Source organism: Campylobacter sp. RM16188 (assembly GCF_012978795.1).
GTDB classification, from domain to species: domain Bacteria; phylum Campylobacterota; class Campylobacteria; order Campylobacterales; family Campylobacteraceae; genus Campylobacter_A; species Campylobacter_A canis.
Window position 1 is genome coordinate 57887 of record NZ_LIWQ01000001.1, and the last position, 21671, is coordinate 79557.

Consider the following 21671-nt stretch of genomic DNA (forward strand, 5'->3'; position numbering starts at 1 on the left):
TATTATTAAAATATTATTTACTAATAGCTCAAATTTAACTTACGTCTAAGAAAATAAGTGCTAAGATTAAACAAAATATAATAGTGATTATTAATTTATCTATCTAAGTATTTATATCAAAAAAGGATAAAACATGCATAAATTTAGCAAGATAGCGGCTATCATGCTTTTGGGTGCTTCTGTTTCTTTAGTTCAAGGTGCGGATGTAAAAAATATTCGTGTAAAACACATGGATACAAATTCTACGGCAGGTACGGCTCAGCTTGATATGGTATCCGTTACCGCAAACAGAAGTGAAACCGATGTGGCTAAGTACACGGGACAAGTCAGCGTGCTAACGCAAGATAATTTATCAAAAACTCCCTCTTTGATAGAGTCTATGAATGAAATTCCTGGCATAGATACAGGCAGGGATTTTGGAAGACAGGCCGGACAGCAATTTGCTATCAGAGGTTTTGGCTATCAAAGCGAAGAGAGGGTTATAATAGAGCAAGACGGCGTTAAACGCTCGGCATCGCTTTATTCAAATATGATTTCAACCTTTCGCGTGGATAACGATCTGTTAAAGCGAGTTGAGGTTGTCAAAGGCGCTTCATCGGTTCTTCATGGAAGCGGTGCCATAGGCGGTATCGTAAGTATGCAGACAAAGAGCGTAGATGATTTTATAATAGGTGATAAAAACTACGGTGTTATGATCGGGCATCGCCAAGAGAGCAATCATATGAACTCAAACCGCGCCGCACTTGCGCTTAAGCCTGTAGAAAATTTAGGATTTTTGATTTACGGTAAACATGCAGATCACGGCAATATGAAACTAGCTGACGGCGGAACCGAAAATGTTAAATTTGTTTCGGGTGATGAGCGTATAAATACGGTTTTTGGTAAAGTTGAATGGGATATAACAGATGAACACGAGCTTGATTTAAGCGTGTTTAATTATCATGAAAATTTAGCTACAGGCTGGCAGTCACTGTATAGATATGATGACTCGACTATCGGTAAGATAAAACAGCGTGATTATAGTGCAGTGTATAAATTTGCGCCGATAAATAATCCTTGGATAAATTTTTCGGCTCAATATTATAACACGGAAGCATCTTACGACAGAACATCGGGCAAAGTTGACTATATAAATACCGAAAAAAGATGGGGCATAAATCTAAAAAATGAAAGCTTTTTCAATACTGGCGGTTTAGAGCATAGACTTGTTGTAGGTGCGGAGCATGAACATCGTCGTGAGGACTCCGCGTATTTATCAAGCGGAGTTTTAAGAGAGTCAAACTCTCATCCGAATTCATATAAAGACTATGGACTTTATCTTCAGGATATATTTAATGTCGGCAATTTTGAATTTACTATCGGCGGTAGATATGATAGGTTTGAAAGAGCCGTTACTAAAGATAATCGCCCTAAGTATAGCGAGAGTAGATTTTCTCCTAAAGTAGGACTTGCCTATGAGGTGTTTAGCGGTATAAATTTATTAGCGGGTTACGCAGAAACGTTTAGAGGTCCTACCCCGCATGAAACATCATCGCAAGGTCCTATAAACGTACCTTATTGGTATATACCAAATCCGAATTTAAAACCTGAAATAGCAAAAGAGTATGAGCTAGGCTTTTCTATAGATAAAGAGAATTTATTTAATGACGACAGACTTTATTTTAAAGCGACTTACTATAACGGAAAAATCAAAGATATGATCTCTTTAGAGCCTAGACCGGATCTTGGAAATCCTCCTTTTGATCCTGATTCTCCTGGCAGAAGATATGCAAAATACGATAATATTGACGAAGCTAAAAGAAGCGGATTTGAGATCGAAGCGAAGTATGCTATCTCAAATTTTGGTTTTAATCTTGCTTATGATCACATGAAGCTTAAAGATAACAAAACAGGCAAAAGAATCGGAGCATATACCGATAAGTTAGTAATCGGCGGAAATTACTTATACTCTCCTTGGGGGCTTTCGACCGGAGTTAATATGAGATATTATTTTGCTCCGAAGAGAGATGAAAAATCACTTATTGCAAGAGGCGTAACATACGAGTATGTCGATAGTTCATTTACCATTATAGATTTTAAAGGTAGTTGGGTGCCAAAGAACTTTGAAAACAAAATTTTTGGAGAAGGATTTAAAGTCAATTTCGGTGTAAATAATATCTTTAATAAAAAATACATTAACCATTCTCAGACAAAAACTACCACCATGGTCGGCAAAGGCAGAAATTTCTATATCGACTTTGAAAAGAAATTTTAACTCAAATTTGAAGGCATAAATTTGCCTTCAAATTCTCTTTTTGACTCCTAAAACCCACTTTAATACAAATTCTAATATAATCAACAAAACAAAAGCCTGCCATTATAAAAAGGAAGTTTATGTTTGCTCTTAAATTTCGACCTAAAACGCTCGATGAAATTTGCGGACAAAAAGATATCGTAGAGATTTTTAAAAAATTTATCGCAAATGAAAAGATCCCGCATAGTATATTTTATGGGCTTGCTGGATGTGGCAAAACCACCTTTGCAAGAGTCGTTGCGGGAGCCATGAGCTATGATTTTTATGAATTTGACGGCGGAAATTTAAAGATAGACGAGTTTCGTAAAATCCTAAAAAACTATGAAAACGCTTTAAATAAACCGCTGTTTTTCATTGACGAAATTCATCGCCTAAGCAAGACCCAGCAAGAAGTGCTACTAATCCCTATGGAAAATTACAAGGCGATCATAATAGGCGCAAGCACCGAAAATCCATACTTTACTCTTAGCTCGGGCATCAGAAGCCGCTCGATGCTTTTTGAGTTTAAGCCTTTAAATTCGGTTGATTTTGAAAAACTGCTTAAGAGAGTGAGTGATGAGGTGGAATTTCAAATAGATGATGACGCTAAAGAGTATCTGTTTAAAAGTAGCGGTGGAGATGCGAGAAGTTTTTTAAATTTGCTTGAATTTGCGCTAAATTTAAGCCATGATATAACTCTTGAAAATTTAAAAATACTTCGCGCTAACGCTGTTAGTGAAGGAGTTAGTGAGGATGACACGCACTACCACTTGGCAAGCGCATTTATAAAAAGCATGCGCGGAAGCGATGAAAACGCTTCTATATACTATCTTGCAAGGCTTATTGACGCCGGCGAAAGCGCTGATTTTATAGCTCGTAGGATGGTGATATTTGCAAGTGAAGATGTAGGCAATGCTAACCCAAATGCCTTAAATTTAGCCACTAACACTATGCTTGCGGTTAGTAAAATCGGCTATCCTGAAGCGCGTATAATTTTAGCGCAATGCGCTGTTTATCTAGCTTGTTCTCCAAAGTCAAATTCAAGCTACAAGGCGATAAATGACGCTTTAAAATATGTCAAAAATGAGCCGCCTCTTAAAATTCCGCCTTATCTTATAAACACTTCTCCTGAGGCGAAAGACTATCTGTATCCGCATAGTTTTGGCGGTTGGGTCGAGCAAAAGTATCTGGCAAAACCGCTTAAATTTTACGAAAGTAACGGCATAGGATTTGAAAAGACGCTTGAAGAGTGGCTTGAGAGACTAAAAAGCTTATGTTAGAGTATCTTTAAGCGTTTACTCTCAACAGTTAATTTAATAATATCACTGCTTTTTGTGTTTATCGCTGCATTGTATTAATAAAACGTAACACAGCTTTAACATAGCATCAATATAATTTAAATTTTAAGAATTATTTTCATTAAATTTTAATAACATCTATTATTTTAATTTTTATTATAAATAAAGGAGATGTCAAATGGCACTAACCCAAAGCCAAATTTCGGCTTTATATGTCACGCTTTTCGGTAGAGTTAGCGAGGGGAAAGGCAATAAGTTTTGGCTTGAAGCCTCGACTAAAAATACTAATTTGAAGTTAGAAGATATTGCCAATGAGATGTTAAAAAGTTCTGCCGCAAAAGAATTTTTCGCAGGCAGTTTGGATTCAAGTGAGTCTTTTATCGCTCATATTTACAAAACCACTCTAAATAAAGATGTAAATAGTGATGCTAGCGGGAAGGCGTTTTGGACAAGCAAGTTAAATGAAGGAATGAGTAGAGGACTTATCGTAAACGAGCTTTTGAAAGCCGCTTTAAATCCTGAATACTCCAAAAGTAAAGATCCTGCCACTAAAGCGGCTCATGATATTTTAGTAAATAAAATTATACTTTCAAATGTTATAGCAGGTATTGTTGCGGATATCCCAAGCGGAGATATTAAAAATGCTCTTAAAGACTTTGTGGAATTAAACTCCGCAGTTACCGCCATATCAAGCAAAGAGGATATAAAAAAGATAATTGAGTCCAAAAAAGATGTACTTGGTATAGATGTATCTAAGATAGATGCATTGCTTGAGGCTAATTCTAAGGTTAAAATCATATCAAGTTTAACAGGCATGAGCGAAAGCGATGTTCAAAAACAGCTTGAATCCGGCAACTCTGATGGAAATTCCGGAGGCTCTGATGGCGGTTCAAATTTGGGAAGTTCTGATCAAGGTGGATCAAACTCGGGAAATTCGGACAATAGTAATCAGGGTGGTTCAAATTCTCAAGGCTCTGGAAATTCAGGTGGCTCAAGCGGCGGAGAAAATCAGGGCGGTAGCGGAAATTCCGGAGGAAATTCTGGAGGAACGCCTACGCCACCACCTGTAAAAGAGGAAGAGGGAGGATTAAAAGCCATGAATTTAGGTGGTGTAAATCCTACTCAGATAGGATTTTCCGCGAAGATAGAGATTGACGGCAAAAAATATTTCGTAAGTATATTGTCATCTGATAACACTGGCGTTAATCCTCCTCTTCAAATAAATGAAAAGATAAAAGTAACCGAAAAAGGTGAAGTGGTTAGAGCTAGTGACGGTAAAAAACTAGTAGCCGATGCTTATATTGTTAAGGATTTTCCTGATGGAGATGCATTAGCAGGTGTAGGAAAAACTTCTTATATACTTAAAGCATTTACAAAAGACGGGCATGTATTTGTCCCAAAAGATGCCGTAAATGGAATTTCTTATTCTCAAAGTTTTGCTAATGCAGTATATAAAGAGGATGGGTTTTTCGAAAGACCTTTTGGGTTGGTTGAGGGCACTACCGACGGAGTTTATGCACAAAGAGTGGAGCAAAACGGTCTTGCAAATATATACAAGCTTACTAAAGACAATCAAGTTACATATTATGTTTCTCATCTTGAATATTCTCTTTCAACCGGGACTATAGTGATAGATGGTGTAAAACCTGGCGATAAGATCAAATTTCACGATGGAGCAACTACTCTTGAAAGGATTGCTAGCGAAGGTGAGCTTGGGGTAAATGTCAAGCAGATTATAAAAGACGGAGACGATACTATAATCTATGTAAACGGCTCAAGGACGGGATTTAGTAACAGCGATGACATTAAGATAATTCTTAAAAACGTAAATTTGGAGAATTTAAATGCCGCCGACGGTAAATTCGTTTTTACTCAAAATACCGTAGCCGCAGGAGTAGAGTTGGTAAGCAAAGATGGCTTTGTAAAACTCTTTGAAGATAGTGCACCTGCGGTTAAGATTGAAGATGTTGTGAGTATCTATAAAAAAGAAGGCAAATACTATGCTGATGCTCAGGCTAGCAAAGAGCTTGGCATAGCAAACAAAGACGATGATTCGGGAAGTGTAAAAGTCAAGGCTATTAAATTTGATAGTGGAGAAATTTTTACTTTTAAATCTGCAAAAGCTAGCCAAACAAAAGAGACTATAAGCGCATATACGCTAGATGATATCGTATCAAAAGGAGTTGCAGGCGATACGCTAACAATCTCAGACACTACGTATAAATTCGGCGGTTTCGGCGCAGGAAAGATTACTACAATTCAAGGCGATGATTTTATTTTTGAAACTAGTGCGTCATCTGCCATGACGCTTGCCGATGCTAAAAACATCACTAAAGAGAAGTTTATAGCAGGCGAACTAGAGGGAAGTTTTATACCGAATTACTCCAGCATAGATATGGATGGCGTTACTTATAATCTAAAACAAGGCGGCGGTATCAAATCTTTTACCGCAACTCTTGATAAAGTTAAAAATATTTTAACTCTGGGCTTAAAAAATAAAATCGAAAGCAAGGCGATAACTCTTTCTAAAGATACTGTTTTAACAAAGGGCGATTTTGATTTTATTAAAGATCATATAGATAAATTTGATGATTATGCCTTTAGCTCTCTTAGATTATCGGCTAACGATGTCATCGGAATGGACAAGGATATACTTGATAAAGTAAAACGAGACTCTATCGAGCTTACCGATACTCAAGCCTTTACTAAAGATCAGCTTAAAGCCCTTGTTCCTAACGCCTCCAAGCTAAAGGATAAGTCAATACAAAAAATGGCATCTATAACAACCGAGGAGTTTAATGAAATTTTTAATGTCGGCAAATTCCCTAAAGACAAGATCGCCGATAACACTCTTGATATATCTATCGCTTCAAATGAATTAAATCAACTCATAAGCGATTTGGGATTTGAGAAAAAGATCGTGAAATTTATTAGAGAAAAAGACGGTGCTAAATTATCGGTTAAGGCTTCGGACTTTAAGCAGTTGAAAGATAAATTTATAGACCAAGTACATTTAACCGGCTTAGCAAGAGATGACAAAGATCTGATACATGACCCTAAGGTAGAATCTTATGAATTAGGCAGAGATTCGCTTGATATTGCAGCAGATGAATACTCCTTTGCGGCAAGCAAGCTTCAGGGGGACGGTAAATTCAGTATAGTAGATAGCGTTGAAAATATACTTGGCTTTATAAAATCTCAAGAGCCGAGTAAGATTGCTAGTTTAAAATTTGAAGGCTCTGAAGTAGAGATAAATGCAGATCAGGTAAAAATGCTAAAAGATATAAAAGCATCGTATCCGGATATCGTATTTCACGCCAATAAAGGCGGATATCCCGGACTTTCGTTTAAGTTAAAAGCTAGTATTGAGGATTTAAAGAGCGACGAGTTTAGCGCCATAAAAGAGTTTCAAAAACTAAAAATGGAAGGCGCAGGACAAAGGATAGTCGATATAGACGCAGATGAAATTCTTGAATTAACTCTTACGCAGCTCAATTCGTTTATTGATCCTCGTTATGGTTCAGGAATAAAAGCTATCAAATTTTCATCTGATGATAATGTAAAGATTACTCAGGTAACGGGTAGTATAACAGCCCAAGACTCAAACGAAATTTTTGTTCTTAAATCCGATGCTTCCAGATTGGTTTTATCATCATTTAGTAAAAACGATAAGATAGATTTTACGGCTATTGATGCTAGCCTTAACTCTATAGGAAATTTCGATGTTCCTCAGCCGCAATCCTCGACCCCTCATACTCCGGTTCAGTTGGAAAACGGTAAAATTTATAAAACCTCTTTTACACAAGGATGGCATTCTCCTGAATTTAGTAATACTTTTGGAGACGATAAAGCATTTTCTAAAAATGTTGACAATGGTGCTAAAGCGATTGTTATCGTAGATCGCAGAGGAGCGGATTATGTTTTCAAGGCTATAGACGAGAATTCAAACGGCACTCTTGAAAGTAACGAAGTAAAACTAATAGGACAAATTAGCGGTTACTCGCTTGATGAGTCAAACATCGTAGTGGGTTAAATTTTAACAAGCAAAGAGTTAAAACACTCTTTGCTTTGTATTTTATATAAGCTTAATTCCCTTGCCCTTAACAACTTCACCGATGATGTATCCGTCGCATTGCGCTAAGATACTTTGAGTGTTGTCGGGACTTGCTACAAGCGCCATGCCTATGCCCATATTAAAGGTTCTCATCATCTCAGACGGCTCTACTTTTTGAGCGATGATTTTAAAAATTTCAGGCGTTTTGATAGCTGATTTTTCTATCTTTGCGCCAAGTCCGTCAGGAAAAACGCGAGGCAAATTTTCGACTAAGCCACCGCCTGTTATGTGTGCTAGGGCGTTTATTTTATCTTTTAGGCTTAAAAATTCTTTTACATAAATTCTAGTAGGCTCTAAAAGCGTATCTATAAGTGTTTTATCGCCGATTTTATCGTCAAATTTAAGACCTGACTCACTAACAACCCTCCTTGCTAACGAAAAGCCGTTAGAGTGAAGACCGCTACTAGGAAGTGCGATTATGACGTCTCCTTCGCGGACAAATTTGCTTCTGTCGATCTCGTCTATCTCAGCCATTCCTACCGCAAAGCCTGCTAGGTCAAAGTCCTTGCCCTCATACATCGAAGGCATCTCTGCAGTTTCTCCGCCTATGAGTGCGCACTGAGCCAGTTTGCAACCCTCGGCGATCCCTTTTACCACTTGCGCTGCGCTATTTATGTCAAGTTTTGCCGTTGCGTAGTAGTCTAAGAAAAAAAGTGGCGTGGCGAAGTTGCAAATAAGGTCGTTCACGCACATTGCAACCAAGTCTTGCCCGACTGTGTCAAATTTATCCGCATCAATCGCAAGCCTTAGTTTTGTGCCAACTCCGTCCGTAGCTCCTAATATGGCGGGATTTTTGTATCCACTTGGCAGTTTTATAGCTCCTGAAAATGACCCGATACCGCCTAAAACTAGCGGCGTAAAAGTTGATTTTACATATGGCTTGATCTTTTCTACGAAGCTGTTTCCGGCGTCAATATCAACTCCTGCGTCTTTATAGCTTATCATTTTATCCCTTTTTGAAATTTGCCTAATTTTAGCTAAAACTTGCTAAAATCGAATTAAAAATCAAAGGCGAAATTTGATGAAATTTAACCATGCTTTCGTGGTTACGGGCACGATAGGAAGCGGCAAAAGCACATTTTTAAACCTGCTTAAGATGTATGGTTTTGAAGTGATTGACGCAGATGAAATTTCTCATGAGGAGCTTGAAGCTTGCAAGGATGAGGTTGTAAGAAAATTTGGCGAGGAAATTTTGTCCTTTGACAAAATTGATAGAAAAAAGCTTGGCGCAATCGTATTTAATGACAAGAGTGCGCTTAAATGGCTTGAAAATTTACTTCATCCAAGAATAGATGCGAAAATTTATGAGCTTTGTAACAAGCTTGAGAGTAAAAATTTGCCTTATTTTGTAGATATTCCGCTTTATTTCGAGGGTCTTGGCAAGGCGAAATTTAATCATATAGTAGTCGTTTATGCGCCTGTAAAAACCTTAATAGATCGCATTATGAAGCGAAACGGCTTAAGCCATGAAGAGGCTAAAAATCGAATAGAGCTTCAAATGGATATAGAAAAAAAGCGTGAAATGGCTGATTTTGTTATCGACAATAGCGGAAATTTAAAGGATTTGCAAGCCCAAGTTGAAGGGTTTTTAAGAAATTTGAAAGGCACGTATGAGAGTATCGAAGTATAACGCAAGCGGAAATGATTTTGTGATATTTCACACCTTTGTTAGCGAAGATCGAAGCGAGTTAGCTAGAATTTTATGCGATAGATTTAACGGCGTAGGAGCTGATGGGCTTATCGTTTTACTTCCTTTTGAAAACGGCGTAAAATGGGAATTTTACAACAGTGACGGAAGCTATGCGGCGATGTGCGGGAATGGCTCAAGAGCAGCGCTTTTGTATGCATTTGCTAACAAACTAACTAACACAGAGGAGATAACTCTATCTACGGGCGCAGGAAGCGTTAGTGGTAGCGTAAAGGGCGATATAGTAGAAGTTGAACTAACAAAACCTCTTAAGATAGCCGATAAATTCAGTAAGTTAGAGCGAGAGTGGTATTTTTATGATACTGGCGTTCCTCATCTTGTTAGTTTCTGTGAGAATTTAAATGACTTTGATGAGAATTTGGCTCGTCAAATGCGCCAAGATCATAATGCAAACGTAAATTTCGCCAAAATTGAAGGCGAAAATTTGTTTGTTAGAACTTATGAGCGCGGAGTAGAGGCTGAAACAAACGCTTGCGGAACGGGAATGGCGGCGTGCTTTTACGCAGGAGTTAAAAATTTAGGCTTAAAAGAGCAAATTCGCGTCTTTCCAAAAAGCGGCGAAGAGCTTGGTTTGAGGCTTAAAGATGAAAAGATATTTTTTAAGGGCAAGGTAAGACACTGCTTTGATGCGAATTTTATGGAGTAAAATTTGGCTTGTCTTGCTTATCGTAACTAGCTTAAATGCCGGCTTTAGTGATGAATACTACACCTTAAAAGGCAAAGCGAAAAAGGAAGCTTTTGTAGCTGAAATTGGACCAATTATCGTAAATGTAAATAGTGTTATAGCTTCAAAGCGTGAATTTTGCGTAGCTTTTGTTGTTCAAGCTTGGAGACAGGGTTTGCGTGAGCTTGATGAGGATAGTTATATACAGCTAGCTAAAATCGCAAGCGAGCACAATATAAAACATATTTTTAATGTTAATGAATATCTGGTGCGGATAAGAGAAATCCCTGTTTCGCTGGCCATAGCTCAAGCCGCTATCGAGAGCGGTTGGGGCGAGAGTAGATTTACAAAAGAGGCAAACAATATCTTTGGGCATTATACTTGGGGAGAAGTAGGACTTGTGCCGCTTGATAGGGCGCGCGGCAAGCGGCACAAGATTAGAATTTTTAGTAGTTTGCAAGAGTCTGTCCAGATGTATGCGCTAAATTTGAACTCAAACATCGCATATGAAAATTTTAGGTTGTTGCGGGCGGAATTTGCAAGAAGCGGCAGGCTTTTTAGCGGACTTAGTGCAGCTGAAACTATGCAAAACTACTCAGAGCTTGGCGAAGAGTATGTAAAGATGCTAAAGACGCTTATAAATCAGCTTGATTTAACGAAGTATGATTAATTGAATTAGCATAGCGGATAAATAAAACTTGCTTATGCTTAAATCTTTAATTCATCATTTTAAAACAACGATAGTGACGAAATTTGCTTTGCTGTAATTGTGTATTTTTACATTCAAGAAACAGAAAATTTATATTTTGATAGCTACTTATAAATATTAAATTATGATTGTGAAGCTTTGAAATTGAAAGAATTTCTCGCTCTTTTGAGCGAGAAATTTGAAATTATTTTAAAACAGCCTTTACTTGAGAAGCAATCTGTGCAAAAGCTTTTGGGTCATTCATAGCCATATCGGCTAAAATTTTTCTATCTAATTGTATGTTAGCCTTTTTAAGACCGTTGATGAAACGTGAATAGCTGATATCATTTAGTCTGCAAGCAGCGTTGATTCTAACTATCCAAAGACGGCGGAAATCGCGTTTCTTAGCGCGTCTGTCTCTATAAGCGTAAACTAAACTTCTTTCTAACTGCTCTTTAGCTTTTCTAAAGTGTTTGCGTCTTCCGCTGTAAAAGCCACGAGCTAGCTTTAATACCTTTTTATGGCGTCTTCTTCTAACTACGCCTGTTTTTACTCTTGCCATATTTATCCTTTTTACAAATTGGCGTTCGCCGAGCGAATCTTGCCCCTAAAATCGGGGGAGTTTGAATGACCTTGTGTCAAAAACTTAAATTACATGCAAAGCATTGATTTAACGCTTGCGACATTTGTGCTATCAACGTATTGAGGGCTTCTTAAATCTCTTTTTCTGTTGCGAGATTTTTTAGTTAAAATGTGGCTTCTAAATGCTGAGCCTCTTTTAATCTTGTTTTTACCCACTTTAAAACGCTTAGCAGCGCCGCGAACAGATTTCATCTTTGGCATTACTAAATCCTTTTAAAATTTTTCTTACGCTTAGGTAAGAGCGAGATTATACCCAAAATTTCTTTAAAAAATTTAAATTTATCTGTTTTGCAGCTTTTGCTCTTGATTTTTTATAAAAATATCTTTATAATGCCACTTCAAATTCACTTTAAAGGACTACAAAATGTCATGTCCCATGCTTAAGGCTTCTTAAATTAGGGCTTAGATTAAAAGATCAAATCAAAGCTGCGAAGAGTTTTTTAAATAATTACACTTTTTTAATTATACGAATCAACCCGTTTTTAAGCGGATGTCCGTTGCATTGCAACTGCGTTTTTAGAAATAGAGCTTCTCAATTTTTGAAATTTGCCGCTAAAATTTACGGCAATGAATACTACAAATTTCACTTCTCACTCAGAAAAAGCGGATGTCATCCGCCCATGTGCCTCTAAAATCACACATTTAACATTTATTTTAACCATCGGCCATTGTTTTTTATGACTCAAATTTGAGCTATAAATTTTCACATTGAAATTTAGATTTTAGAAGGAAAAATTATGATAAAAAGTTTTGTAACAGGTTTTGCAAGAATAGGCGAGCAAAGAGAATTAAAAAAGGTTTTAGAAAATTTTTGGGCGGGCAAAACCGATGAAGCAACGCTTCAAGATACCGCAAAAAAGCTTAAAGCCAGACATTGGGATTATCAAAAAAACGCAGGAATTTCAGCTATTAGCGTAAATGACTTTTCGTTTTATGATTTGGTGCTTGATAATATCATTACTTTTGGTTGCGTCCCGCCGAGATTTGCGAATTTAAGCGGGCTTGAGCAGTATTTCGCGCTTGCTAGAGGAAATAAAAGCGGCGTTGCTATGGAGATGACAAAGTGGTTTAACACAAACTACCACTACATCGTGCCCGAGCTTTGTTTAGATAGTGGATTTAGCCTAAATTCAAGCAAAATCATCGCCGAATACAACGAAGCTAAGGCAAACGGAGTTAAGGGCAAGATAAATTTAATCGGACCTATAACGTTTTTGGCTCTTTCAAAGACGACCGACGGAAGTTGTGCGTTTAAGCATTTTGATAGCCTTACTGATGAATATAAAAAGCTGATAGCCGAAATTGCAAGGCTTGATGATGAAATTTTAGTTCAGTTTGACGAGCCGATTTTTGTAACTGACAAAGACGAAGAGCTTGCTAGGTTTATAAAAATTTACGATGAGTTTGCCGGTGTGGCAAGTAACGTTAAAATCGTATTTATGACGTATTTTGAAAATGCTTTAAAAGCGGTAAATGAGCTGGTTAAAAGTAAAATTTACGGCATCGGACTTGACTTTGTTCATACGGATAAAAACAAAGCCGCGCTTAGCGTCATAGCAAACAGCGACAAGGTGCTTTTTGCCGGTGTGGTTGACGGCAGAAATATCTGGAAAAGCAACATTGACGAGAAGGTCAAATTTGTAAAAGAGATCGCCTCTGCGTTAAACGGAAAAGACTTTTACATAGGCACCAGCTGCTCGCTTCTTCATGTGCCTTATACGCTAAAATACGAAGAGAAGCTAAATCCTCAAATCAAAAGCTGGCTGAGCTTTGCGGTTGAAAAACTTGATGAGATAAAGATCATCACCAAGCTTGCAAACGGCGAAAATTTAAGCGAGTGCGAGGCTAAATTTTACTCTGAAAACAAACAAGCCGTAGCCACTCGTGCAAATTCCGAGCTGATTCACTCAAAAGAGGTTGCAAGCCGCGTTGCAAATTTAACTAAATTTGAGCGCGATACACCGTATAACGAGCGTATAAAGGTGCAAAAAGAGACTTTGGATTACGGAATTTTACCGACAACCACGATAGGCTCGTTTCCTCAAACATCAGAACTTAGGCAGGTAAGAAACGCTTATAAAAAAGGACTTATCACAAAAGAAGTCTATGAAGCCGATATTAAAGCGTATATCGATGAGTGCGTGAAATTTCAAGAAGAGATCGGGCTTGATGTGCTGGTTCACGGCGAGCCTGAGAGGAATGACATGGTTGAGTATTTTGGCGAACAGCTTAAAGGCTATGCTTTTAGCGAGAACGGTTGGGTTCAAAGCTATGGCAGCAGATGCGTAAAGCCGCCACTTCTATTTGGCGATGTAAGCAGGCCAAATCCGATGACGGTCGAGTGGATAAGCTACGCTCAAAGCAAAACCAAAAAGATAATGAAAGGTATGCTAACAGGACCTGTAACGATCCTAAACTGGTCGTTTGTGCGTGATGATAAGCCTCGCAGCCAGATTGCCAAGCAGCTTGCACTTTGTATATATGATGAAATTTCGGATTTGCAAAACGCGGGCATTAAGATCATTCAGGTTGATGAGGCTGCGTTTAAAGAGGGCTATCCGCTAAGAGCCGAAAATATAGGCGAGTATGAGAAATTTGCCGTTGATTGTTTCAGGTTGTCGGTAAGCTCGGCGGATGCTAAAACTCAAATTCACACTCATATGTGTTATTCTGAATTTAACGACATCATCAAGACGATAGAGGCGATGGATGCTGACGTGATATCGATAGAGACTGCAAGAAGCGGCAATGAGCTTCTTAAAATTTTTAAAGAAGTCGGTTATAGGCAAGAAGTTGGTCCCGGAGTTTATGATATCCACAGTCCGCGCGTGCCTGAGGTTGGCGAGATGGTTGAGCAGATCAAGGCGCTACTTGAAGTGCTCCCAAAAGAGCAGCTGTGGATAAACCCCGACTGCGGACTTAAGACTCGCAAATGGGAAGAGGTTAAGCCTAGCCTTAAAAACATGATCGAAGCGGTTAAGATCGCTAGAAGTTTATAAATTTAAGCTCCTTTTCGGGGCTTAAATCAAAGGCTTTGATATGTTAAAGGATAAAATTTTAAACTGTGAGCCGGGAATTTTGCTTTATGGACTAACACCTCCAAAAATTCATTTAGAAGAGTCCGAGCGCAACCGAATAGCTAAAATTTGGCGAGATAGGATAGAGAGTATAGATGTCGATGGAATCGTGCTTTATGATTTGCAAGACGAGAGTAATAGAAATAAAAACGAGCGTATTTTTGAGTTTATAAAGACCATTGAGCCTGAGGAGTATTATAAAAATTACCTTAAAACTAGCGTTGAGGCTATTATCTATAAGGTTGTGGGTAAATATGATAAAGCTGAATTTGAGCAAAATTTAAAAACCCAAAGCGTAAATTTAAATGTTTTTGTGGGTGCCAGCTCAAAAGAGCAAGACATCAGCCTAAGGCTTGATGATGCGTATAATATAGCAAAAAAGGGCAAATTCGATCTGTTTCTTGGCGGCATTTGCATACCCGAGCGACATGCTAAAAACGCAAGCGAGCATCTAAAAGTAGCGAGTAAAACCATAAACGGATGTAAATACTTTATCACTCAGGCTGTTTATGATCTTGAAAATGCGAAGAAATTTATAGATGATTATTCTAAGCTTAGCATTCAAAAGGTGCCGATAATATTTACATTCACTCCTTGCGGCAGCCTTAAGACGCTTGAATTTATGAAGTGGCTTGGTATAAGTATCCCGCATTATTTTGAAGAGAGGCTTAAAAATAGCGAAGATATACTGAGTGCGTCGGTAAATTTAAGCTTGGAGCTTTTTAACTTTCTTTACAAATATAGCCTTGCAAAAGGCGTAAGCGTAGGTGCAAACATAGAAAGCATATCGGCTAGAAAGAGCGAGATAGAGGCTTCTTTGAGGCTTCTTGAGGGGATAAAAGAGATAATATCAAAAACAAACGTGAGTTATAGAAGTTAAATTTGGCAGAGCTAATCTGCCAAATTTGTAATTAAACCAAGTCAAATAGTAAAAACTCAACCTCGCTAAAAGTATCTATATGAAGCGCGCTCTCTTCGGTGATAGCCAAAGCGTCGCTTGTTTTTAGCTTAGTATCATTTACGCTTAATTCGCCTTTTACGACTTGAAGCCAGTATTTTCTGTTTATATCAAGCTTGATCTCTTCGGTGGAATTTGCTTTGTATTGATATCTAAAAAGCTTCATGTCCTGATAAATTTTAAATGAATTTTCATCGGCATTTGGCGAAAGCAGAAGTGTTGCTCCCTCTTTTGGCGCAAATTCTTTTTGTTCGTATCTTGGATTGACGCCTTTTTGGTTTGGAACTATCCAAATTTGATAAAAATGCAGCTCATCTGTGCTGCTTGGATTGTATTCTGAATGAGCTATGCCGGTTCCCGCACTCATTATCTGAAATTCGCCCGCACTTAGAGTTTTAACATTTCCTATGCTGTCTTTATGAGCTATTTGCCCGCTAAGTACGTAAGATAGTATCTCCATATCTCTATGAGGATGTGTCCCAAAGCCGCTATCAGGAGCTACGAAGTCCTCGTTTATAACGCGAAGGTGTGAAAATCCCATGTGATTTGGATCGAAATAATTGGCAAAAGAGAATGTGTGCCTGCTATCAAGCCATCCTCCGCCACCGCCTTGCCCGCGCTCGTGCGCATATCTTGTTTGAATCATTTTTTCTCCTATTTTTTCTTGGAATATTAGTTGTTTTTTCTAAAAAGATAGCTTAAAATTTTTGCTTATTGACAATCGCTAAAGAAACTGCTATTGTTTTGCCTTTTTATATTATTAATAAAGGTTAAACAATATGGAATATTATATTTGGATTGCTGTTGTGGCGATGTTTGTGCTTAGGCTTTTGTTTTTAAAAATATCGATTCGAAACGAAAGATCTATACTGCAAAACGGAGGCAGGGAGTATGGTGTAAAAAATTCAAAGATCCTTACGATACTGCATATAGTTTTTTATCTGTCGTGCTTTATCGAAGCGATAGTAACAAAAGCCAAATTTGATACTCAAAGCGCCACAGGAGCGGGACTTATTGTCTTTTCTATGATTATGCTTTATGTCGTTATCTCTCTTTTGGACGGAATTTGGACGGTTAAGCTTATGGTTGCAAAAGAGCATAAATTTAATAACCACTGGCTTTTTAAGACGGTTAAGCATCCTAATTATTTCTTAAATATCGTGCCTGAACTTATCGGGCTTGCGATGCTGTGCCATGCATTTTATTCTGCGGTAATTATCTTGCCGGTTTACGCTTTTATACTTTATAGAAGAATAGAAGAGGAAAATCGTATTTTAAAAGAGATTATCATACCAAACGGCAATAAATAATAAAAAGAAAAGCCCTTTTTAAAGGGCTTTTGTGAATTAAGCTTTCTTTGGAGTTACAAGCATATTGACATAACGACCTTCGATGATAGGCTCTTTGTCTCTATTTCCTATATCTTTTATCATATCCCAAACTTTTTCGAGCATAACAACTCCGGCTTCAGGAGTAGCCATCTCGCGACCTTTTAGGAATACTCTAAATTTAACATGCTTTCCATCTTCAAGGAATTCAATAGCATGTTTAACCTTGTAGTTTATGTCGTTTTGCGCAATTTTTACCGATAGTTTTATCTCTTTTACATCGATAATTTTCTGCTTTTTCTTAGCTTCTTTTTGCTTTTTTTCCTGTTGATAACGGAATTTTCCATAGTCCATTATCTTGCAAACAGGCGGTTTTGCATCAGGCGCTATTAGCACTAGGTCAAGACCTTGTTTTTCAGCGATTTTTAAAGCCTCATCTCTTGAGATGATGCCATAGCTTGTGCCGTCATCGCCGACACATCTTACTTCACTCGCTCTTATCTCTTCGTTGAGCAATACTTCATTTTCTTTACTCAAAAATGCACCTCACTAAGTTTCTCCTTTAATAAAATGATGAATTCTTCTAGTTTCATATCTTTTTGCTCTCTGTTATGCCTGTCGCGTAACGCTATACTGCGGTTTTGAGCTTCGTTATCTCCTATAACTACTATCATAGGTACGCGTTGTTTTTCGGCACTTCTGATGCGTTTGTTTAGGCTTTCGTTTTTGCTTGAAATTTCGCTATCGACATTGATTTTTCTAAGCTCTTTTGCAACTTGTTTAGCATAGTCTAAGTGGCTATCGTTGATAGGAACTATGACAACTTGCGTAGGAGCTATGAAAAACGGCAACTCTCCGCTTGTATGCTCTATCAAAATTCCTATAAATCTCTCAAAGCTTCCAAGTAGCGCGCGGTGAAGCATAACAGGACGTTTGCGTTCGTTGTTGCTATCGATATATCCAAGGTCAAATCTCTCAGGCAGGTTAAAATCAACCTGAATCGTTCCGCACTGCCATTTACGTTTAAGCGCGTCTGTTATCTTGATGTCGATTTTTGGTCCGTAAAACGCTCCGCCACCTTCATCTATACCATATTTAAATCCGTTTTCATCAAGCGCTTCTTTAAGGGCTTTTGTAGCTACATCCCAAATTTCATCATCGCCTATCGCTTTTGCCGGCTTTGTTGAAATTTCCATCTCGTATTCAAAGCCGAAATTTTCCATTATCTTTCCGGCGAATGCTAAAATTTCCAGTATATTTTCTTTGATTTGATCGGGAGAACAAAAGATATGCGAATCATCTTGCGCAAATTCTCTTACTCTAAAAAGTCCGTGCAAAACTCCGCTTTTTTCGTGGCGATGAACTACTCCGTATTCAAAAAATTTGACAGGCAAATCGCGATAAGAGCGAATTTCGCTTTGATAAACTTTGATGTGCCCGACGCAGTTCATAGGCTTAATGCCGTACTCCGCATCGTCAATAGTCGTAAAGTACATATTTTCTTTGTAGTTTGTGTAGTGTCCGCTCTTTTTCCATACGTCGGCTTTTAAAAGCTCAGGCCCTCTAACAGGCTCGTAGCCTCTATCTCTGTGAGCTTTGTATAAAATTTGCTCCAGTTTGCTTCTTAGTCTTCCGCCGTTTGGTAGCCATATAGGAAGACCTCCTCCTACTTCTTCGTCAAAAGTAAATAGCTTCATCTCAGTGCCAAGCTTGCGATGATCTCGTTTTTTAGCCTCTTCTATGATACGAATATGCTCTTTTAAGCTCTCTTTGTCTGCATATGCCGTGCCGTAAATTCTAGTAAGCATTTCGCGTGTTTCATCTCCGCCAAGGTACGCTCCGGCAACTCGAGTAAGTTTGAAAAATCTTAAAAATTTAGTATTTGGCACATGTGGTCCGCGACAAATATCTTCAAAAATTCCTTGAGAATACATAGTAACTTCGCCGTCCGGAATGCGCTTTAAGACCTCTTGTTTTAAGTCATCGTTTATAAATCTATCGCTTATTTCTTTTTTCGTAAAACAGGTTTTTTCGATGTCTTTTTTAGCTTCGATAAGCTCTTTCATCTTGGCTTCTATCGCTTCTAAATCCGCCTCTCCGATCTTGCTATCAACCCTGAAATCGTAATAAAATCCGTCTTCTATCGCAGGACCTACGAAAAATTTCGCTTCTGGATGAAGGCTTTTGATGGCTTCCGCCATAAGATGCGCGCAACTATGTCTGATAACGCTTAAAGCCTCTTTTGAATTATCAAAATAAATAGGCTCTGCCGAATTTAAATCCTTGATACTTTGAGTATCGACTATCTCTCCGTTTAGTTTGTATGCGATTATATCGCTCATATTTTTCCTTTTTTACCGAATATTCTTTTAAACACCAAAAGAATGATGAATGATTTTATCTAAAATGTATTTAAGCTTTTCTTAATATTTGATTTGCTAACGGTTTATTGAGAATCAAATTTGAACTTAAATTTAATTTCTTGCTGCAAATAAAGATACTCACTGTAAGACTTTGATTGGTATCAATATAATTAATTGTATTTTAAGATATTTGGTGTTAGTATTTGAATCGTAAATGGATCGTGCAATATCTCGTCTTTGCATTGTTTTGATTCATTTTTCTCCCGATTATTGTGGAAAGGAGTGGTTGCCTTTCCACAAGTTTTTGCTTCTGCTTGGATATCAAATTTTAAATATATTAAAAAATAATTGAATATTATTTGAAAGTTTCATGCCGCCTTCTTGATAATTATTAATTCAAGTAACAATTTTTTACACTAATATCAAAATTTTTAAAGATATAAGACCAAACTAAAGATATAAATTTCAAATTTTTGTTATACTTAAAGAAACTTTAATATCAAGGAGGTTTTCATGAAACTAGTATCTTCGTTTTTGCTAAGTTGTTCGCTTGCCGCGGTATTTGCACTAGGTGCTGAAATTTATGTATCCAAGGATAAAGGTTCAAACAAAAATTTAGGGACAAAAGACTCTCCTGTAAAAAATATCCAAAAAGCTATCGATATAGCCCAGGAAGGAGATATTGTTCACATAGCGATAGGTCGTTATTTTGGTACTATGGATAGAGGCTACCTTGAGCTTAAGAAATCCATAACATTGCTTGGCGGTTATAGTGAAGATTTCTCAAAGCGAGACGTAGTAAAGTATCCTGTGCTTATCCAGCCTACAAACGCAGCTAACGCTACTTCAAGCTCAAAACCTCTACTTGATATACAAACTGAAAATTTGCAAGGCTCAAATATCATTATAGACGGCTTGATATTTGATAAAGGCGAATCCAACAGCTATCATGAAAAAGACGGTAAACCAGAAGGCGTAGAAACGGGCGTGCTAATGATTCCGCCCGGAAAAGGAATGTCATCGTATCAAACAGCTTCTACCCCTCTTATAAAAGGAAGAGCTAACAGTGATATTACGATACAAAACTGCTTTTTCTTAAATAGTCCCAACTATGCGATTTTGCTTGGAAACAGAAGGGGTAATATAGTAATTAGAAACAATGTTTTTGTAGCAAATGCTTATGCAGCTGTTGAAATTTTCGGCACTGCAAATAAACCACATCAGACAAAATTAGATATTTCTTACAATACTATATTATTTAACTGGTCAAGGACAAGAGATCTTGGTGATTTAGGGCATGCAATAAGAGCTATGACAAACATGGATTATGACATTAACCATAATATCTTGGGTCTTAGTATCGCTTCTGCGGTTTCAAATACAAGGGTTGATCCAAATAAAGAGATTGATATTAACGACAATATTTTCTTTTTAAATAAAAAGATGGATATGGATCTACCTTCGGGCGGAGGGCTGTTTATGTATGTAAAAGCGGCTGATTTTGAAGATATCGAGACTTTGAAAAGCGCAACTGGCAATAGAGAGATTTCAGATCTTCAAGGGTTAAAAGAGGCTCTAAATAAACCTTATTTAGAGGGGTTTTTGAGTGCGACTTACAAAGAAACCGCAGCTTATGATCTAAATTCTCCGACGAATCTTTTTAGAGAGGCTATGGGGATGAATAAAAGAGGCTCGCTTACATCAAAAGTATCTATGTATGCTAACAAATATCCTCTTGAAGACGCTTTTAAGCTAGTTGGAGCTGTGGAGGGATATGGGGCTCAAAGTATGAGCGATGACGAACCTGCCCCTGATTCACAAACTTCATCTGCAGAGCAGCTAAAGCAAGTAGAGATATCTCCTGTTGATATAAACGAGAGTATGCCTGCGCAGAATTCCGAAGCGAAAATTTCAGAATCTGTAAATAAGCCTGCTCAAGAAGTAAGAGAAGAGGCTACTCAAGCTGATATCGCAGAGGCGGCAAAACCTGTGCAAAATGAATCAAATGAGACTTTAAATTTGCCACCACACCCGACTTTTGAGCCTGCAAATAAGGAAACAAATTCGACTGGGCAATAAAACAAATTTAAGCAGGGCGAAATTTAAAATTCGCCCTGCATTATTTATTTTTCAGTGCTAAATTCGTCTTGGTTGTTACTTAATATAATCATTTTGCTTGCTTGAGTTATAGATTTACACTTGTTTTAATTCAATAAATATAATTGGATAATTTTATGTATTTTTAGAAATACGATACTTTGATTTAAATCGTTTAATGAAATTACAACGAATTACATTTGAGTAGCATAAAAACAACTAAATATGTAAACAGTGGTTTTGCACGTTATTGGTTTAAAAAATAAAAAATGAAGTTAATGTTAAGAATAAGTAAAGAATGGAAGAAATGGTGGCCACGAGAGGACTTGAACCTCCGACCACTACCATGTCAAGGTAGTGCTCTACCAGCTGAGCTACGCGACCATCAAGTAGGTGTGTATTGTAGCAAGTTAAAGTTAAAATTTATTTGAAATTTGGCTTTTTAAGCTCAAATTTCAAATG

The 21671-nt window shown here is 37.6% G+C and carries 16 protein-coding genes and 1 tRNA gene; 10 read left to right on the plus strand and 7 right to left on the minus strand.

What is annotated here, in order from left to right; genetic code table 11:
• Positions 1-133: 133 nt before the first annotated feature.
• The 3 genes from CDOM16188_RS00340 (at position 134) to CDOM16188_RS00350 (ending at position 7603) form a co-directional block, all read left to right on the plus strand.
• Positions 134-2254 (plus strand): TonB-dependent receptor, encoded by a 2121-nt coding sequence (locus CDOM16188_RS00340; RefSeq protein WP_172197164.1) that lies wholly within the window; start codon positions 134-136, stop codon positions 2252-2254.
• Positions 2255-2373: 119 nt separating this feature from the next.
• A complete protein-coding gene (locus tag CDOM16188_RS00345) occupies positions 2374-3552 on the plus strand; it encodes a replication-associated recombination protein A (RefSeq protein ID WP_172197167.1) in 1179 nt (392 codons plus the stop codon).
• Positions 3553-3748: 196 nt separating this feature from the next.
• Positions 3749-7603: a hypothetical protein gene (locus CDOM16188_RS00350; RefSeq protein WP_172197170.1), complete on the plus strand. Its 3855-nt coding sequence runs from the start codon at positions 3749-3751 to the stop codon at positions 7601-7603.
• Between the two features lie 42 nt (positions 7604-7645).
• Here CDOM16188_RS00350 and purM read toward each other — a convergent pair whose 3' ends face one another.
• Entirely contained in the window at positions 7646-8629 is a 984-nt protein-coding gene (gene purM / locus CDOM16188_RS00355) for a phosphoribosylformylglycinamidine cyclo-ligase (protein WP_172197173.1), read from the minus strand.
• A 73-nt stretch (positions 8630-8702) separates the two neighbouring features.
• On the opposite strand from purM, the gene coaE reads away from it, so the two are divergent.
• The 3 genes from coaE to CDOM16188_RS00370 are packed head-to-tail and all read left to right on the plus strand — an operon-like array spanning position 8703 to position 10726.
• Entirely contained in the window at positions 8703-9314 is a 612-nt protein-coding gene (coaE, locus tag CDOM16188_RS00360) for a dephospho-CoA kinase (RefSeq protein WP_172197176.1), read from the plus strand.
• Positions 9295-10038, plus strand: a complete 744-nt coding sequence (dapF, locus tag CDOM16188_RS00365; RefSeq protein ID WP_172197179.1) for a diaminopimelate epimerase — start codon at positions 9295-9297, stop codon at positions 10036-10038. The genes coaE and dapF overlap by 20 nt, the downstream gene beginning before the upstream one ends.
• On the plus strand, positions 10019-10726 hold the full coding sequence (locus tag CDOM16188_RS00370; RefSeq protein WP_172197182.1) for a glucosaminidase domain-containing protein: 708 nt from the start codon (positions 10019-10021) through the stop codon (positions 10724-10726). Before dapF ends, CDOM16188_RS00370 begins: the two co-directional genes overlap by 20 nt.
• Before the next feature lie 223 nt (positions 10727-10949).
• Here CDOM16188_RS00370 and rplT read toward each other — a convergent pair whose 3' ends face one another.
• Both rplT and rpmI read right to left on the minus strand, forming a co-directional pair.
• The gene (gene rplT / locus CDOM16188_RS00375) at positions 10950-11306 is read right to left on the minus strand and encodes a 50S ribosomal protein L20 (RefSeq protein WP_172197185.1); all 357 of its coding nucleotides are present in this window, start codon (positions 11304-11306) and stop codon (positions 10950-10952) included.
• A gap of 89 nt (positions 11307-11395) precedes the next feature.
• Positions 11396-11587, minus strand: coding sequence for a 50S ribosomal protein L35 (rpmI, locus tag CDOM16188_RS00380; protein ID WP_169942931.1), 192 nt, complete (start codon positions 11585-11587; stop codon positions 11396-11398).
• Between the two features lie 536 nt (positions 11588-12123).
• Between rpmI and metE the strand changes: the two genes are divergently transcribed.
• Together metE and CDOM16188_RS00390 are read left to right on the plus strand one after the other, a co-directional pair.
• Entirely contained in the window at positions 12124-14385 is a 2262-nt protein-coding gene (gene metE / locus CDOM16188_RS00385) for a 5-methyltetrahydropteroyltriglutamate--homocysteine S-methyltransferase (RefSeq protein WP_172197188.1), read from the plus strand.
• Positions 14386-14425: 40 nt separating this feature from the next.
• The gene (locus CDOM16188_RS00390) at positions 14426-15343 is read left to right on the plus strand and encodes a methylenetetrahydrofolate reductase (protein ID WP_172197191.1); all 918 of its coding nucleotides are present in this window, start codon (positions 14426-14428) and stop codon (positions 15341-15343) included.
• Positions 15344-15374: 31 nt separating this feature from the next.
• Here CDOM16188_RS00390 and CDOM16188_RS00395 read toward each other — a convergent pair whose 3' ends face one another.
• The gene (locus tag CDOM16188_RS00395; RefSeq protein ID WP_172197194.1) at positions 15375-16067 is read right to left on the minus strand and encodes a pirin family protein; all 693 of its coding nucleotides are present in this window, start codon (positions 16065-16067) and stop codon (positions 15375-15377) included.
• 133 nt (positions 16068-16200) lie between these two features.
• On the opposite strand from CDOM16188_RS00395, the gene CDOM16188_RS00400 reads away from it, so the two are divergent.
• Entirely contained in the window at positions 16201-16731 is a 531-nt protein-coding gene (locus CDOM16188_RS00400; protein ID WP_172197197.1) for an isoprenylcysteine carboxyl methyltransferase family protein, read from the plus strand.
• 36 nt (positions 16732-16767) lie between these two features.
• Here the strand turns inward: CDOM16188_RS00400 and infC are convergent, their stop codons facing one another.
• Both infC and thrS read right to left on the minus strand, forming a co-directional pair.
• On the minus strand, positions 16768-17286 hold the full coding sequence (infC, locus tag CDOM16188_RS00405; protein WP_169942926.1) for a translation initiation factor IF-3: 519 nt from the start codon (positions 17284-17286) through the stop codon (positions 16768-16770).
• Entirely contained in the window at positions 17283-19091 is a 1809-nt protein-coding gene (gene thrS / locus CDOM16188_RS00410; protein ID WP_169942925.1) for a threonine--tRNA ligase, read from the minus strand. The genes infC and thrS overlap by 4 nt, the downstream gene beginning before the upstream one ends.
• Before the next feature lie 534 nt (positions 19092-19625).
• On the opposite strand from thrS, the gene CDOM16188_RS00415 reads away from it, so the two are divergent.
• Positions 19626-21191 (plus strand): right-handed parallel beta-helix repeat-containing protein, encoded by a 1566-nt coding sequence (locus CDOM16188_RS00415; RefSeq protein ID WP_172197200.1) that lies wholly within the window; start codon positions 19626-19628, stop codon positions 21189-21191.
• 326 nt (positions 21192-21517) lie between these two features.
• Here CDOM16188_RS00415 and CDOM16188_RS00420 read toward each other — a convergent pair.
• A tRNA-Val gene (locus CDOM16188_RS00420) sits at positions 21518-21593 on the minus strand.
• Positions 21594-21671: the final 78 nt, after the last annotated feature.

What these genes read in the sequence shown, in the direction of transcription:
- CDOM16188_RS00350 (WP_172197170.1), top strand. Translation starts at nt 3,749, where the DNA reads ATGGCACTAACCCAAAGCCAAATTTCGGCTTTATATGTCACGCTTTTC.
- purM (WP_172197173.1), bottom strand. Translation starts at nt 8,629, where the DNA reads ATGATAAGCTATAAAGACGCAGGAGTTGATATTGACGCCGGAAACAGC.
- CDOM16188_RS00370 (WP_172197182.1), top strand. Translation starts at nt 10,019, where the DNA reads ATGCGAATTTTATGGAGTAAAATTTGGCTTGTCTTGCTTATCGTAACT.
- dapF (WP_172197179.1), top strand. Translation starts at nt 9,295, where the DNA reads ATGAGAGTATCGAAGTATAACGCAAGCGGAAATGATTTTGTGATATTT.
- thrS (WP_169942925.1), bottom strand. Translation starts at nt 19,091, where the DNA reads ATGAGCGATATAATCGCATACAAACTAAACGGAGAGATAGTCGATACT.
- metE (WP_172197188.1), top strand. Translation starts at nt 12,124, where the DNA reads ATGATAAAAAGTTTTGTAACAGGTTTTGCAAGAATAGGCGAGCAAAGA.
- CDOM16188_RS00345 (WP_172197167.1), top strand. Translation starts at nt 2,374, where the DNA reads ATGTTTGCTCTTAAATTTCGACCTAAAACGCTCGATGAAATTTGCGGA.
- rpmI (WP_169942931.1), bottom strand. Translation starts at nt 11,587, where the DNA reads ATGCCAAAGATGAAATCTGTTCGCGGCGCTGCTAAGCGTTTTAAAGTG.
- rplT (WP_172197185.1), bottom strand. Translation starts at nt 11,306, where the DNA reads ATGGCAAGAGTAAAAACAGGCGTAGTTAGAAGAAGACGCCATAAAAAG.
- CDOM16188_RS00395 (WP_172197194.1), bottom strand. Translation starts at nt 16,067, where the DNA reads ATGATTCAAACAAGATATGCGCACGAGCGCGGGCAAGGCGGTGGCGGA.
- CDOM16188_RS00340 (WP_172197164.1), top strand. Translation starts at nt 134, where the DNA reads ATGCATAAATTTAGCAAGATAGCGGCTATCATGCTTTTGGGTGCTTCT.
- CDOM16188_RS00390 (WP_172197191.1), top strand. Translation starts at nt 14,426, where the DNA reads ATGTTAAAGGATAAAATTTTAAACTGTGAGCCGGGAATTTTGCTTTAT.
- CDOM16188_RS00400 (WP_172197197.1), top strand. Translation starts at nt 16,201, where the DNA reads ATGGAATATTATATTTGGATTGCTGTTGTGGCGATGTTTGTGCTTAGG.
- CDOM16188_RS00415 (WP_172197200.1), top strand. Translation starts at nt 19,626, where the DNA reads ATGAAACTAGTATCTTCGTTTTTGCTAAGTTGTTCGCTTGCCGCGGTA.